Origin of the sequence: Serratia sp. CY83965 (assembly GCF_052166375.1) — a bacterium.
GTDB lineage: Bacteria > Pseudomonadota > Gammaproteobacteria > Enterobacterales > Enterobacteriaceae > Serratia > Serratia marcescens.
The window spans coordinates 109,531-122,329 of the sequence record NZ_JBJNOV010000012.1 but is presented as its reverse complement, the minus strand read 5'-3'; the positions used below and the strand labels follow the sequence as shown (position 1 = coordinate 122,329).

General features: G+C 61.9%; 13 protein-coding genes. 1 reads left to right on the top strand and 12 read right to left on the bottom strand.

Features of this window, described 5'->3' with window-relative positions:
- Position 1: 1 nt before the first annotated feature.
- Positions 2 to 862 carry a carboxylate/amino acid/amine transporter gene (locus ACJ8PL_RS21070; RefSeq protein ID WP_016929456.1) on the bottom strand — a complete coding sequence of 287 codons (861 nt, stop codon included), beginning with the start codon at positions 860 to 862 and terminating at the stop codon, positions 2 to 4.
- Positions 863 to 1,013: 151 nt separating this feature from the next.
- On the opposite strand from ACJ8PL_RS21070, the gene ACJ8PL_RS21065 reads away from it, so the two are divergent.
- On the top strand, positions 1,014 to 1,343 hold the full coding sequence (locus tag ACJ8PL_RS21065; protein ID WP_239442387.1) for a hypothetical protein: 330 nt from the start codon (positions 1,014 to 1,016) through the stop codon (positions 1,341 to 1,343).
- Here the strand turns inward: ACJ8PL_RS21065 and ACJ8PL_RS21060 are convergent.
- The 11 genes from ACJ8PL_RS21060 to livH form a co-directional block, all read right to left on the bottom strand.
- Positions 1,324 to 2,280, bottom strand: a complete 957-nt coding sequence (locus ACJ8PL_RS21060) for an AEC family transporter (protein ID WP_016929458.1) — start codon at positions 2,278 to 2,280, stop codon at positions 1,324 to 1,326. The genes ACJ8PL_RS21065 and ACJ8PL_RS21060 overlap by 20 nt on opposite strands.
- 60 nt (positions 2,281 to 2,340) lie before the next feature.
- Complete coding sequence (ugpQ, locus tag ACJ8PL_RS21055) at positions 2,341 to 3,078, bottom strand: glycerophosphodiester phosphodiesterase (RefSeq protein ID WP_016929459.1); 738 nt, start codon at positions 3,076 to 3,078, stop codon at positions 2,341 to 2,343.
- On the bottom strand, positions 3,078 to 4,148 hold the full coding sequence (locus tag ACJ8PL_RS21050; protein ID WP_079450405.1) for a sn-glycerol-3-phosphate import ATP-binding protein UgpC: 1,071 nt from the start codon (positions 4,146 to 4,148) through the stop codon (positions 3,078 to 3,080). Before ACJ8PL_RS21050 ends, ugpQ begins: the two co-directional genes overlap by 1 nt.
- A 5-nt stretch (positions 4,149 to 4,153) precedes the next feature.
- Positions 4,154 to 4,999 (bottom strand): sn-glycerol-3-phosphate ABC transporter permease UgpE, encoded by an 846-nt coding sequence (gene ugpE / locus ACJ8PL_RS21045; RefSeq protein ID WP_004934403.1) that lies wholly within the window; start codon positions 4,997 to 4,999, stop codon positions 4,154 to 4,156.
- Positions 4,996 to 5,883 (bottom strand): sn-glycerol-3-phosphate ABC transporter permease UgpA, encoded by an 888-nt coding sequence (ugpA, locus tag ACJ8PL_RS21040; RefSeq protein WP_015376293.1) that lies wholly within the window; start codon positions 5,881 to 5,883, stop codon positions 4,996 to 4,998. The genes ugpE and ugpA overlap by 4 nt, the downstream gene beginning before the upstream one ends.
- Positions 5,884 to 5,961: 78 nt before the next feature.
- Positions 5,962 to 7,281, bottom strand: a complete 1,320-nt coding sequence (ugpB, locus tag ACJ8PL_RS21035) for a sn-glycerol-3-phosphate ABC transporter substrate-binding protein UgpB (RefSeq protein WP_004934396.1) — start codon at positions 7,279 to 7,281, stop codon at positions 5,962 to 5,964.
- Between the two features lie 309 nt (positions 7,282 to 7,590).
- A complete protein-coding gene (locus tag ACJ8PL_RS21030) occupies positions 7,591 to 8,778 on the bottom strand; it encodes an aminotransferase-like domain-containing protein (protein WP_033638994.1) in 1,188 nt (395 codons plus the stop codon).
- Between the two features lie 44 nt (positions 8,779 to 8,822).
- Entirely contained in the window at positions 8,823 to 9,524 is a 702-nt protein-coding gene (livF, locus tag ACJ8PL_RS21025; protein WP_015376292.1) for a high-affinity branched-chain amino acid ABC transporter ATP-binding protein LivF, read from the bottom strand.
- Positions 9,525 to 9,792: 268 nt separating this feature from the next.
- Positions 9,793 to 10,563, bottom strand: coding sequence for a high-affinity branched-chain amino acid ABC transporter ATP-binding protein LivG (gene livG / locus ACJ8PL_RS21020; protein WP_038874156.1), 771 nt, complete (start codon positions 10,561 to 10,563; stop codon positions 9,793 to 9,795).
- Complete coding sequence (locus ACJ8PL_RS21015; protein WP_079450403.1) at positions 10,560 to 11,843, bottom strand: high-affinity branched-chain amino acid ABC transporter permease LivM; 1,284 nt, start codon at positions 11,841 to 11,843, stop codon at positions 10,560 to 10,562. Before ACJ8PL_RS21015 ends, livG begins: the two co-directional genes overlap by 4 nt.
- Positions 11,840 to 12,766 carry a high-affinity branched-chain amino acid ABC transporter permease LivH gene (gene livH, locus ACJ8PL_RS21010; RefSeq protein WP_015376290.1) on the bottom strand — a complete coding sequence of 309 codons (927 nt, stop codon included), beginning with the start codon at positions 12,764 to 12,766 and terminating at the stop codon, positions 11,840 to 11,842. The genes ACJ8PL_RS21015 and livH overlap by 4 nt, the downstream gene beginning before the upstream one ends.
- Between the last annotated feature and the right edge of the window lie 33 nt (positions 12,767 to 12,799).

The following is a 12,799-nucleotide window of genomic DNA, read 5'->3' as shown; positions in this document are numbered from 1 at the left end:
TTTAGCCGAGCTGTTTCGGCGCCACCCAGCGGCGGTGCACCCACAGCGAAGCGACGATCACCGCCCCGCCGATGATAAAGCTCGGCCAGTGCGGCTGCTGCTGCCAGATAGCCAGGTTGACCAACAAGCCGGCCGGCACATGCATGTTGTTCATGATGCCGAGCGTGCCGGCATCCACCTGCGTCGCGCCGTAGTTCCACATGAAATAGCCCAGCCCCGACGCCACCACGCCCAGCCAGATCAGCACGCCCCACTGCAGGTTGGTGGTTGGCAGCTGCTGCGGATTGCCCCACAGGAACCAGGCCACTACCGCCACCGCCGCCGCCCCCAGGTAGAACCAGGAAAAGGCGGTGTGCTGCGGCAAGGGGTGCACTTCCATCAGGCGCTTATAGCCGACCATGCCGATGGCGAAGCTGATGTTCGCCGCCTGCACCAACAGCAGCCCCCACCAGAAGTGTTCGCTCAGTTGGTGATAGCGAATGATCGCCGCGCCCAGCACCGCCAGCAGCGCGCTGAACACATAGCCCCAGCGCAGACGGCGGCCGCTCAGTAAGTCGTAGATCAGCGTGATGTACAGCGGCGTCAACACGGTGAACAACAGGAATTCGGGTACCGTCAGGTAGAGATAGGCGCGGAAGCTGAACAGATACATGATGCCCAGTTGGAAAGCGCCCACCAGCATATACAGCAGGATCACCCTGGGCTTGATATTGCGCCAGCGCAGGAACGGCAGGAACACCAGCGCCGCCAGCCCGATGCGCACCAGCGCCGAGAACCCGCTGTCGACATGGCCCGCCAGGTACTCGCCGATCAGGCTGAAAGAAAACGCCCACAGGATGGTGGTTATAACCAAAAGCAGCACGATGGGTTCACCCTAAAAAGACCGAAAGGGCGATTGTAACGGAAGATGGACGCATAAGGGGATGAAAGGCGGTTTACATCTGAACAAAAGACAAACTACCAGCAAAATTTCACCGCTGAGTTAGGCTTAATAAAAAGGCGAGGTAACCATCATGAAAACGTCTCACATTCTGTTCGCTCTGCTGTTACTGCCTGGGTTGGCGGCGGCGGCCAACGGCGTAACCGACCTGCGCTCACAGCAGCAGTTACTCAACCAAAACAGCCAGCAGGCGCAGCAACAGCGCTTGTTGAACAACCGGCAGATGGATCAACGCCGCCTGCAGCAGCAGCGACAGTTCGACAATCAACGGCAACAGCTGTTGCAAACCACGCCAAACAGCGGGCAACTGCTGCCTAACGGCAACCAGCCGCGCGATCCGTTCAATCGCACCGCGCCGGCGGTGCCGCAGGCGCCGCTGCCGGCTACGCCCGCACGCCCATAACGGTGAGGATCAGCGGCGTGGTGATCGCCGCCAGCACGGTGGACATCACCAGGCTGGTGGCGGCCGGGCCGGTGAGCGTATTGAACTGGCGCGACATCAGGTAGACGTTCACCCCCACCGCCATCGACCCAAGCAGCACCACAACCCGGGTCTCCATCGGCGGCAGATCCATCATCCAAGCCAGCAGCCAAATCACCAACGGCTGTACCAGCAACTTCAGCACGCAGATGGCGCTGCTCAGCTGCCAGCCTTCGCTGATGCGGTACTCGGCGAGCCCCATGCCAAGCACCACCAGCGACAGCGGCGCCGCCACCTGGCCGAGCATGCTGACCGGTCGATCGACGAAGTCCGGCAACGGCAAGCCGGTCAGGCTAAACAGCGTGCCGGACAAAATGCCGACGATCAGCGGGTTGGTCAGCACGCTGCGCGCGGTTTTAGCGAAGCCGCCCAGCGTCGGCGAGCCGTTGCGCGCCCATTCGATCGACACCGTCACCAGCGTCCACAGGATCAGGCCGTTGAACACCAGCACCAGCGCCACCGACGGGATCGCCGCCTGCCCCAGCATTACGCTGGCGATCGGTAAACCGAGCATCACGTTATTGGAGAAAATACCGCCCAGCGCAAACACCGATCCGGCGACGCCATCCAGCCGGAAGAGGTGCCGGGCGACCAGGCGGCCAAGCACGAACACGATCAGGCAACTGCCGAAGAACGCGATCAACAGCCGGGCGTCGACCGCCGGGCGCTGCGAGAAGTCGCACATCATGCGAAACAGCATGGCGGGCAAGGCGAGGGAAAACACGAAACGCGTCAGGCCATCGGTGATGCTGGAGGGCCATTTCCCCCAGCGAATCAGCCCATAACCCAACGCGATCAGGGCGAACAGCGGTAAAGACAGCACGATCTGGTGCCACAGTGACATCATAAAGCCTGGCATCGCATTCCTTCCGTTGGCGCGGCGGCAAGGCTTGTCGTCGCGGGATTTATCGGCGCCGGATTAAAAATCCGAGCCAATCAAATCTATCCGGTCGGTGCAAATGCAGTCAACGCCCCAGTCGAGCAGCAGGCGCGCGCGATCCGGTTGGTTGACGGTATACACCAGAATGCGCAGCCCGGCGTCTTTCAACGCGTTCACCCGCTCGGCGGTCAGCGCTTTGTGGTCGATATGCAGCGAGACGCAGTCCAGACGCTCCGTCAGCTCGCGCCAGTTGTCGTCCCACTCCTCCAGCAGCAGGCCACGCGGCAAATCCGGCACGGTGCGCTGCGCCGCCGCCAACGCTTCCACCGAGAAGGAGGAGAGCAGCGGGTCGGTCTGCCCTTGCCACAGCAACCGCGCCGCCAGCGCCACCACCCGCCCGGTTTCATCGTCGCTGCCGGTGGTCGGTTTTATCTCGATATTGGCCATCAGGCCGTGTTCCCGGCAGCGTTCCGCCACCTCCGACAGCAGCGGCAGCCGCTCGCCCTTGAAGGCCGAACTGTACCAGTTGCCGGCGTCCAGCTGCACCAGTTTGTCCCACGGCAGTTCGCCCGCCACGCCCCAGCCGTTGCTGGTGCGATCCAGCGTATCGTCATGCAGCAGGAAAATTTGTCCGTCCTGCGCCAGTTTGGCGTCGAACTCGATCATCTTGTGGCCGTGGCGCGCGCCGACGTCGATCGCCGCCAGGGTGTTTTCCGGCGCCAGAGAACCGCCGCCGCGGTGGGCGACAATATGAGGGTAAGGCCAGGGTCTCGTCATCAATCCATCCGTAATCCGCTGTGGGTGTCAAAGAAGTGCAGCGCCTGAGCAGGCAGCTGCAAATATAGCGTACTGCCCGCCGCCGGCAAGGTTTCATGCGACAGCCGCGCGATCACCCCGTGACCGCCCCACTGGCCGTGCGCCAGATTATCGGCTCCCAGCAGTTCCAGCGTCTGCAGCTGCAGCGGCACGCCCTGGCCTTGCGCCACCAGCTGAATATGCTCCGGCCGAATGCCCAGCGTCAACGGCCGTCCCGCCCACTGCGGCTTGGCCGCCGGCAACGGCAGCGCCATGCCGTCCGCCAGCAGCAGCTGGCCGCCGTCGGCGCTCAGGGTGCCGGGCAGCAGGTTCATCGCCGGCGAGCCGATAAAGCCGGCGACGAACAGCGAAGCCGGCCGCTGATATACCTCGCTCGGGGTGCCGATCTGCTCCGCCACGCCCTTGTTCATCACGATCACCCGCTGCGCCAGCGTCATCGCCTCCACCTGATCGTGGGTCACGTACAGGCTGGTGGTTTTCAGGCGTCGGTGCAGCTGCTGCAGCTCCAGGCGCATCTGCACCCGCAGCTTGGCGTCCAGGTTGGACAAGGGTTCATCGAACAGGAACACCGCCGGTTCGCGCACGATGGCGCGCCCCATCGCCACCCGCTGGCGCTGGCCGCCGGAAAGTTCGCGCGGCTTGCGCTTGAGCAACGGCTCCAGCTCCAGAATGCGCGCCGCCTCCTCCACCCGCTGGCGGATATGATCCTTGCCGAAACCGCGGATCTTGAGGCCGTAGGCCATGTTGTCGTACACGCTCATGTGCGGATAGAGCGCGTAGTTCTGGAACACCATCGCGATGCCGCGATCCTTGGGCTCCAGATCGGTCACGCGCCGGGTATCGATATAAATATCGCCGCTGGTGGTGCGCTCCAGCCCGGCCACCATCCGCAGCAGCGTGGATTTGCCGCAGCCGGACGGGCCGACCATCACGATGAATTCACCGTCCGCCACGTCGAGGTCGATCTGTTTGATCACCGGCGTTTTACCGTCGTAAGACTTGGTGACCGCCTGTAGTTTTAATCCTGCCATCGTCGTTATTTCTCGCTATCAACCAGACCGCGCACAAACCAGCGCTGCATCAGAAGCACCACCGCCAGCGGTGGCAATAAAGTCAGAATCATCGCCGCCATCACCTGGTTCCACTGGGTCGGCGCGCCGGAAGTGGAGATCATGCTCTTGATGCCCGCCACCGCGGTGCCCATCGAGGCGTCGCTGGTGATCAGGATCGGCCACAGGTATTGGTTCCAGCCGTAGATAAAGGTGATGACGAACAGCGCCGCCAGATTGGTTTTCGACAGCGGCAGCACGATGTCCCAGAAGAAACGCATCGGCCCGGCGCCGTCGATGCGCGCCGCCTCCAGCAGCTCATCCGGCAGCGTCATGAAGAACTGGCGCAGCAGGAAGGTCGCGGTGGCCGAGGCCATCAACGGCAGCGTCAGGCCGGTGTAGCTGTCCAGCAGATTGAGGTTGGAGATCACCTCCACCGTCGGGAAAATGCGCACCTCCACCGGCAACATCAGGGTGAGGAAAATCAGCCAGAAAAACAGGCTGCGCAGCGGGAAACGGAAATACACGATGGCGTAAGCCGACAGCACCGACACCGCGATCTTGCCGCAGGTGATCGCCAGCGCCATGATCACGCTGTTGAGCAGCAGCAGCGAGAACGGCACCTTGAGATTGCCCACGCCGCCCTGCCAGATATTGCGAATGTTCTCCCACAGGTGGCCGCCGGGCACCAGCGTCATCGGCACCTGAAACACCTGTTTGTCGTCCAGCGTGGCGGCGACAAAGGCCACGTACAGCGGGAACAGCACCACCAGCACGCCGATAATCAGCATCACATGGCTGAAGATGTCCAGCCCGCGTCGATTCTCAATCATTGGTAGCGTACCTTACGTTCAACGAAGCGGAACTGGATCACCGTCAGGCCGATCACCAGCAACATCAGGATCACCGACTGCGCGGCGGAACTGGAGAGATCCAGCCCGGCGAAGCCTTCGCGGTAGATTTTGTAGATCAACGTGGTGGTGGACTGCACCGGCCCGCCGCCGGTGGCGGCGTCGATCACCGGGAAGGTATCGAAGAAGGCGTACACCAGATTGACCACCAGCAGGAAGAAGCTGACCGGCGCGATCAGCGGCAGCACCAGATGGAAGAAACGCCGCACCGGGCCGGCGCCGTCTATGGCCGCCGCTTCCACCAGCGAACGCGGAATAGACTGCAGCGCCGCGAGGAAAAACAGGAAGTTATAACTTATCTGCTGCCATACCGAAGCCAGCACCACCAGGAACATCGCCTGGCCGCTGTTTTGCGCATGGTTCCAGTTATAGCCCAGACCGTTGAGGAAATGGGTGATCAACCCCAGACCGGGGTTGAACAGAAAGATCCACAGCACCGCCGCCACCGCCGGCGCCACCGCGTAGGGCAGGATCATCAGCGTGCGATAGAGGCGGCTGCCGCGCAGCACGTAGTCCACCAGCGCGGCGAAGAACAGCGAGACCGCCAGCCCGATGCCCGCCACCAGAAAGCTGAAGATCAGCGTGGTGTAGAACGAGTCGAGGTAGTAAGGATCCTGGAACAGCTGTTTAAAGTTATCCAGCCCGACAAACTGGCTGGACAGGCCGAACGGATCGAGGCTCTGCACCGAATACCACAGCGCCTCGCCGGCGGGCCATAAAAAGAAGACGGCGGTAATCAGCAGCTGCGGCAGCACCAACGCATAGGGCAGCCAGCTGCAGCCGAAACCGGGACGGGAAGATGACATAGCAGTTAAACCATTAATCGGGTACGGAAGGATCGGCGTGAAGACGCGAGCCCGGTCTACCGGGCCCGCGACGCGGGGTTACTTGGTCGAAGCTTCGAAGCGGCGCAGCAGCACGTCACCGCGCTGCACGGCAGCGTCCAACGCCTGCTGAGGCGTTTTCTTGCCGGTCCACACGCCTTCCAGTTCCTCATCCACCACGCTGCGGATCTGCGGCATGTTGCCCAGGCGCAGGCCCTTGGTGAACGGCAACGGCGGCTTGTTCAGCATCTGGCGAGTGGCGACGTCGGCACCCGGGTTCTTGTCGTAGAAGCCCTGCTGCTTGGTCAGATCGTAAGCCGCGGTGGTGATCGGCAGATAGCCGGTCTTCTGGTGCCATTCGGCGGCGATTTCCGGCTGCGCCAGGTACTGCAGGAATTCGGCCACGCCCTTGTAGGTGGCGGCGTCTTTGCCGTTCATCACCCACAGGCTGGCCCCGCCGATGATGGCGTTTTGCGGCGCATTTTTCGCGTCGGCGTCGTACGGCATCATGCCGACGCCGTAGTTGAATTTGGCGTAGTGCTTGATGTCCGCCAACGAACCGGATGAGGCGGTGGTGATGGCGCAGTCGCCGTTATAAAACTTCTCGGTGGATTCGTCTTTGCGGCCGAAATAGGTGAAGTCACCCTTCTTGTTCATCGCTTCGAGCAGCGCAATATGTTTGACCTGCAGCGGTTGGTTGAACTCCAGCTTGGCGCTGGTGCCGCCAAAGCCGTTGTTTTCACTGGCGAACGGCACGCCGTGCCAGGCGCTGAAGTTCTCCAGTTGGATCCAGCCCTGCCAGCCGCTGGCGTAACCGCACTTCATGCCGGCTTCGCGCAGTTTGGCGGTATCCGCCGCCAGTTCCTGCCAGGTTTTCGGCGGTTGATCCGGGTTCAGGCCGGCCTTTTTGAAGGCGTCTTTGTTGTAGTACAGCACCGGCGTGGAGCTGTTGAACGGCTGCGACAGCAGATGGCCGCTCTTGTTGTCGGTGTAATAGCCGGCCACCGTCGGCACGAACACCGACTCGTCGAAGTTGATGCCGGCCTCTTTAAACACTTCATAGACCGGTTTGATGGCTTTGCTGGCCATCATGGTGGCGGTGCCCACCTCGTAAACCTGCAGGATCGCCGGCGCCTTGCCGGAGCGGTAAGCGGCGATGCCCGCCGCCAGGCTCTGTTCGTAGTTGCCTTTATAAACCGGCACAATCTTGACGTCGCTGTGCGACTGGTTGAAGCGATCCGCCAGAGAGTCCACTTCTTTACCCAGTTCGCCTTCCATCGAATGCCAGAACGGGATTTCTGTCGCCGCCAGCGCCTGGGCGCTGACCGCCAGGGTCAATGCGACGCACAGCGTGGTTTTGCGAATAGCGTAGGTGAGCATGCCTAACTCCTGAAAAGCTGGTGTAAAAGCGCGTGAGCGAAAAGAATCAATTCTTAATGAGGGAGTGCCCCTATAGCTTTCGAGTTGCAGCCAGGCGGCAACCTGCTGGCTCCCTGGAGCTTAGCTAACTAAGTGACAGGGGGGCAGCCGGGCAGCCAACAACGCTGCGGCTCGAAAGATGACGGGGGATAACATGCCATGCGCGGATGACAGAAAAATAACCGTTAGATGACAGCCACATGACGGCAAGGTGAAGTGAAGATGGCGGTTTGATGTCGGCGGCGGGCATCGGCTCCGCCGCCGCGAGGATTACAGCGAACGGCGCAGGCGCGCCACCGCTTCTTGCATCTGCTGCTCGGTGGCGGTGGCGAACGACAGGCGGAAGGTCGAACGATCCGGGTTGTCGGAGAAGAAGTATTCCCCCGGCACGAACACCACGCCCTGCTGCAGCGTGGTGTTCAGCCATTCGGTGGCGTTGAACGGCTGGCGGAAACGCGCCCACAGGAACATGCCGCCCTTCGGCTTATCGAAGGTGATGTAGTCGCCCAGCTCCTGCTCCACCAAACCGGCCAGGATCTCGCCCTTTTGCTTGTAGGCGGCGCGGATCTTGTCGATCTGGGCCGGCAGGCGATCCAGGCCGAGGTAGCATTCGACGATGCTCTGCGACAGGGCGCTGGCGTGCAGATCCGCCGCCTGTTTGATGATCGCCACTTTATGCAGCAGGAACGGCGGCAGGATCGCCCAGCCCAAGCGCAGGCCCGGCGCCAGGATCTTGGAGAAAGTCGAGGTATAGATGATGTGGTCGGTGTTGCCCAGCACCCGCTGCGACACCTGATGCAGCGTCGGGTGGCGCTCTTCGGTGAAACGCAGTTCGCCGTACGGATCGTCTTCGATGATCAGGAAGTTATGTTCGGCGGCCAGCTTCACCAGCAGTTCGCGGCGCGCGGCGCTGAGGGTAATGCCACTGGGGTTGCCGAAGTTCGGCACCACGTACACGCCCTTGATGCGCTGGGTTTTCAGCAGTTCGGCCAGCTCTTCCACCACCATGCCGTCGCTGTCAGACGAGACCGACATGATGTTGGCCTCCGCCAGTTCCAGCGTTTGCAGCGCCGCCAGGTAGGTCGGGCGCTCCACCACAAACACGTCGCCCGGGTTGACGATGGCGCGCATCACCAAATCCAGTGCCTGCTGCGAGCCGGCGGTGACCATCACCTCTTCCGCGCCAGCGGTGACGCCGCGCTCGGCGCACAGCGCGCAAATGCGCTCGCGCAGCAGCGGGCTGCCCTCGGTCAAACCATACTGGAACGCGCTTTTCGGCTGTTCGGTGATCGCCTGCTGGGTGGCGATGCTCAATCCTTCGAAATCGAACAGCGCATCAGAGGGGATGCCGCCCGCCAGCGAAATGACGTGTTCCATCTTGCTGTGCTTAAGCAATTCACGGATGGCCGAACTTTTTACGTTAACGATGCGCTGCGCGAGTAACCCTTCTGTCTTCATTTCTTCTTCTCGTACCTGATTATTTTAATTCGTAGGGGGGCGGATTAACCGCCCAGATACGCCGACCTCACTGCTTCGTTGGCTAACAATGCAGCCCCCGTATCTTCCAACACCACGCGGCCGTTTTCCAGCACATAACCGCGGTCCGCCAATTTCAGCGCCTGATTGGCGTTTTGCTCCACCAGGAAGATGGTCATGCCCTCTTCCCGCAGCTGCTGAATGATGTCGAAGATCTGCTGGATGATGATGGGCGCCAGCCCAAGCGAAGGTTCGTCGAGCAGCAGCAGCTTCGGCTGGCTCATCAGCGCACGGCCGATGGCCAGCATCTGCTGTTCGCCGCCGGACATGGTGCCGGCGCGCTGGCTTCGGCGCTCCAGCAGGCGCGGGAACAGCGTGAACACCCGTTCGATGCGCTGCTGATATTGGTGACGATCGGCGAAGAAGCCGCCCATCGCCAGGTTTTCTTCCACCGTCATGCGCGAGAAGACGCGCCGCCCTTCCGGCACGATCGCCACCGCTTCGCGCATGATGCGCGAGGTTTGCCACTGGGTGATGTCCTGCCCCTGGAAGACGATGCTGCCTTCGCTGGCGCGCGGTTCGCCGCACAGGGTGCCGAGCAGCGTGGTTTTACCGGCGCCGTTGGCGCCGATTAACGTCACGATTTCGCCCTGACTTATCGTGAGACTGACCTGATGCAGCGCCTGAATTTTGCCGTAATGGGCGGATACCTGATTGAATGACAACATAAAGACTGCGCCCCGTCATTGTGCGTGAGCATCGCTGGTGATTATTTCGCTGCGCAGCAAGGCGCGAGCCGTGAGGTTTGGTGGGCCAAATAAACGGTGAGTAACGCAGCGGCGCGGCGAAATAGCCCCAGCCCTGCGGGTCGCGCCCCAAAAACCCGCTCTCTGCGTTGTCAGATTCGAACATAGTCCCGCTATGTTCTTCATCTTCCGCCTTGATAGCGGGTTTTTGGGTCTGCGACGATGGCACGAACAATGATGGGACACAGTCTTAAGCCTCGCCCAAATAAGCCCGGATCACGTCCGGGTTGTTGCGGATCTCCGCCGGTGTGCCCTGCGCCAGCGGCGTGCCCTGATTCACCACGTAAATGCGATCGGAGATGCCCATCACCAGCTTCATGTCGTGCTCGATCAGCAACACCGAGACCTTATGCCGATCGCGCAGCTCGACGATCAGATGATCCAGCTCGTCGGTCTCTTTCGGGTTCAGACCGGCGGCCGGTTCGTCCAGCATCAGCAGCTCCGGCCGGGTCACCATGCAGCGGGCGATCTCCAGCCGCCGCTGCTGCCCATAGGCCAGGTTGCCCGCCGAACGGTTGGCCATCTCCAGCAGGCCGACGCGCTCCAGCCACTCCGCCGCGCGCGCCAGCGCCTCGGCTTCGGCGCGGCGGAAGGCCGGGGTTTTCAGCAGCCCGGCGAACACGCCGCTTTTCAGATGCTGATGCTGCGCCACCAGCAGGTTCTCAATCACCGTCATTTCACGGAACAGCCGCACATGCTGGAAGGTACGCACCACGCCCATACGGGCGATGGCCTGCCCCGCCAACCCTTCCAGGTGGCGATCGCGCAATTTGATGGTGCCGCCGGTCGGGCGGTAAAAACCGGTCAGGCAGTTGAATACCGTGGTTTTACCGGCGCCGTTGGGGCCGATCAGCGACACGATTTCGCCTTCGTTCAGCGTCAGCGCCACATTGTTGACCGCCAGCAGCCCGCCGAAACGCATCGACAGGCCTTCCACCTGCAGTAAAGGTTGAACGCTCATGCCTGTTCCCCCTTGCCCGCGTGAATGTCCGCCGCCTGCAGCTTCAACTGCGGCCGTTTCATCGGCAGCAGCCCTTGCGGCCGCCAAATCATCATCAGCACCATCAACGCACCCAGCAGCAACATGCTGTATTCATTCAGATCGCGCATCAGCTCGCGCGACACCACCAGCAGGATTGCCGCCAGAATGACCGCGAACTGCGAGCCCATGCCCCCCAGTACGACGATCGCCAACACGAAGGCCGACTCGACGAAGGTGAAAGATTCCGGGCTGACGAACCCCTGGCGCGCGGCGAACAGCGTGCCGGCAAACCCGGCGAATGCGGCGCTGATGGTAAAGGCGGTCAGCTTGATGCGCGTCGGGCTGAGGCCCAGCGAGCGGCAGGCGATCTCGTCTTCGCGCAGCGCTTCCCAGGCGCGCCCGAGCGGCATGCGCAGCAGGCGGTTGATGACGAACAGCGTCAGCACCACCAGCAGCAACGCCACCAGGTACAGGAATACGATGCGATCGCTCGGATCGTATTTCAGGCCGAAGACGTTATGGAAAGTATCCCAGCCGCCGTCGCGCACGCTGCGGTTGAACTCCAGGCCGAAGAAGGTCGGTTTCGGGATCTGGCTGATGCCGTTCGGCCCGCCGGTGATCTCGGTATTGTTCAGCAGCAGAATGCGCACGATCTCGCCGAAGCCGAGCGTCACGATCGCCAGATAGTCGCCGCGCAGCCGCAGCACCGGGAAACCGAGCAGGAAGCCGAAGGCGGCGGTGACGATGCCCGCCAGCGGCAGGCTCTCCCAAAAGCCGAAACCGTAATAGTGATTCAGCAGCGCGTAGGTGTAGGCGCCGATGGCGTAGAAACCGCCGTAGCCGAGCACCAGCAGACCGGACAAGCCCACCACCACGTTGAGGCCGAGGCCCAGCATCACGTAGATCAGCGTCAGGGTGGCGATATCCACCGTGCCGCGCGACACCAGGAACGGCCAGGCGACCGCCGCCACAAGCAGCAGAGCCGCCAGCAGCTTTTGCCGCAGCGTGGTGCCGTCGAAGCTCGGCAGCACGAACGCCGGGCCGGAGACTTTTTTCAATCCCTGTTGCAGCAGCGGGCGCAACAGCTGGAATAAAAAGACGATGACGCAGCCGATGCCGATCCACATCCAGCGCACTTCCGCCGCGCCGTGCACCACCAGTTTGGTGCCGTCCAGGCTGAGCTGCATGCCCATCAGGAACGACGCCATCACGAACAGCACCGCCGTGGCGATCAGCGCATTGAGCAGATTGAGTTTCATACTTTCTCAACCTCCGGACGCCCGAGAATGCCGGTCGGCATGATCAGCAGCACCACGATCAGCAGCGCGAACGACACCACGTCTTTGTATTCGGTGCTCAGATAGGCGGAGGTCAGCGCTTCCGCCACGCCCAGCACCAGGCCGCCGATCATCGCGCCTGGAATGCTGCCGATGCCGCCCAGAACCGCGGCGGTAAAGGCTTTCATACCGGCCATAAAGCCGATGTAAGGATTGATGACGCCGTAGAACTGGCCGAGCAACACCCCGGCCACCGCCGCCATCACCGCACCGATGACGAAGGTCAGCGAGATCACCCGGTCGGTGTTGATGCCCAGCAGGCTGGCCATCTTCAGATCTTCCGCACAGGCGCGGCAGGCGCGGCCCATGCGCGAATAGCGGATAAACAGCGTCAGCGCCAGCATCGCCAGGAAGGTCACGAGCCAGATGGTCAGCTGCATGGTGCTGATGGTGGCGGCGAAGCCGTTGCTTTCCCCCAGCACCCACTGGCCGGTCACCAGGCTGGGCAGCGCCAGATCGCGCGAGCCCTGCGTCAGGCTGACGTAGTTTTGCAGGAATATCGACATGCCGATGGCCGAGATCAGCGCAATCAGGCGCTTGGAGTTGCGCACCGGTTTGTAGGCCACCCGCTCGATGCTCCAGCCGTAGGCGCTGGCGATGACGATCGAGACCAGAAACGCGGCGCCGATCAGCAGCCAGCCGACGTCGATGCCGAGCATCATCAGGGCGGCGATAACGATAAAGGAGACATAGCTGCCGATCATGTACACCTCGCCGTGGGCGAAGTTGATCATGCCGATGATGCCGTAAACCATGGTGTAACCGATGGCGATCAATGCATAGGTGCTGCCCAACGTTAAGCCGTTGAACATCTGCTGCAGAAAATAGAGGAGCTGCTCTGACATACTCTGAACCCTTGGCTGCGAAACCCGCCGACG

Coding starts and splice junctions, on each gene's coding strand:
- livF (WP_015376292.1), bottom strand. CDS start 9,524: ATGTTGTCATTCAATCAGGTATCCGCCCATTACGGCAAAATTCAGGCG.
- ugpQ (WP_016929459.1), bottom strand. CDS start 3,078: ATGACGAGACCCTGGCCTTACCCTCATATTGTCGCCCACCGCGGCGGC.
- ACJ8PL_RS21060 (WP_016929458.1), bottom strand. CDS start 2,280: ATGCCAGGCTTTATGATGTCACTGTGGCACCAGATCGTGCTGTCTTTA.
- ACJ8PL_RS21050 (WP_079450405.1), bottom strand. CDS start 4,148: ATGGCAGGATTAAAACTACAGGCGGTCACCAAGTCTTACGACGGTAAA.
- ugpB (WP_004934396.1), bottom strand. CDS start 7,281: ATGCTCACCTACGCTATTCGCAAAACCACGCTGTGCGTCGCATTGACC.
- livH (WP_015376290.1), bottom strand. CDS start 12,766: ATGTCAGAGCAGCTCCTCTATTTTCTGCAGCAGATGTTCAACGGCTTA.
- ACJ8PL_RS21015 (WP_079450403.1), bottom strand. CDS start 11,843: ATGAAACTCAATCTGCTCAATGCGCTGATCGCCACGGCGGTGCTGTTC.
- ugpE (WP_004934403.1), bottom strand. CDS start 4,999: ATGATTGAGAATCGACGCGGGCTGGACATCTTCAGCCATGTGATGCTG.
- ACJ8PL_RS21065 (WP_239442387.1), top strand. CDS start 1,014: ATGAAAACGTCTCACATTCTGTTCGCTCTGCTGTTACTGCCTGGGTTG.
- livG (WP_038874156.1), bottom strand. CDS start 10,563: ATGAGCGTTCAACCTTTACTGCAGGTGGAAGGCCTGTCGATGCGTTTC.
- ugpA (WP_015376293.1), bottom strand. CDS start 5,883: ATGTCATCTTCCCGTCCCGGTTTCGGCTGCAGCTGGCTGCCCTATGCG.
- ACJ8PL_RS21030 (WP_033638994.1), bottom strand. CDS start 8,778: ATGAAGACAGAAGGGTTACTCGCGCAGCGCATCGTTAACGTAAAAAGT.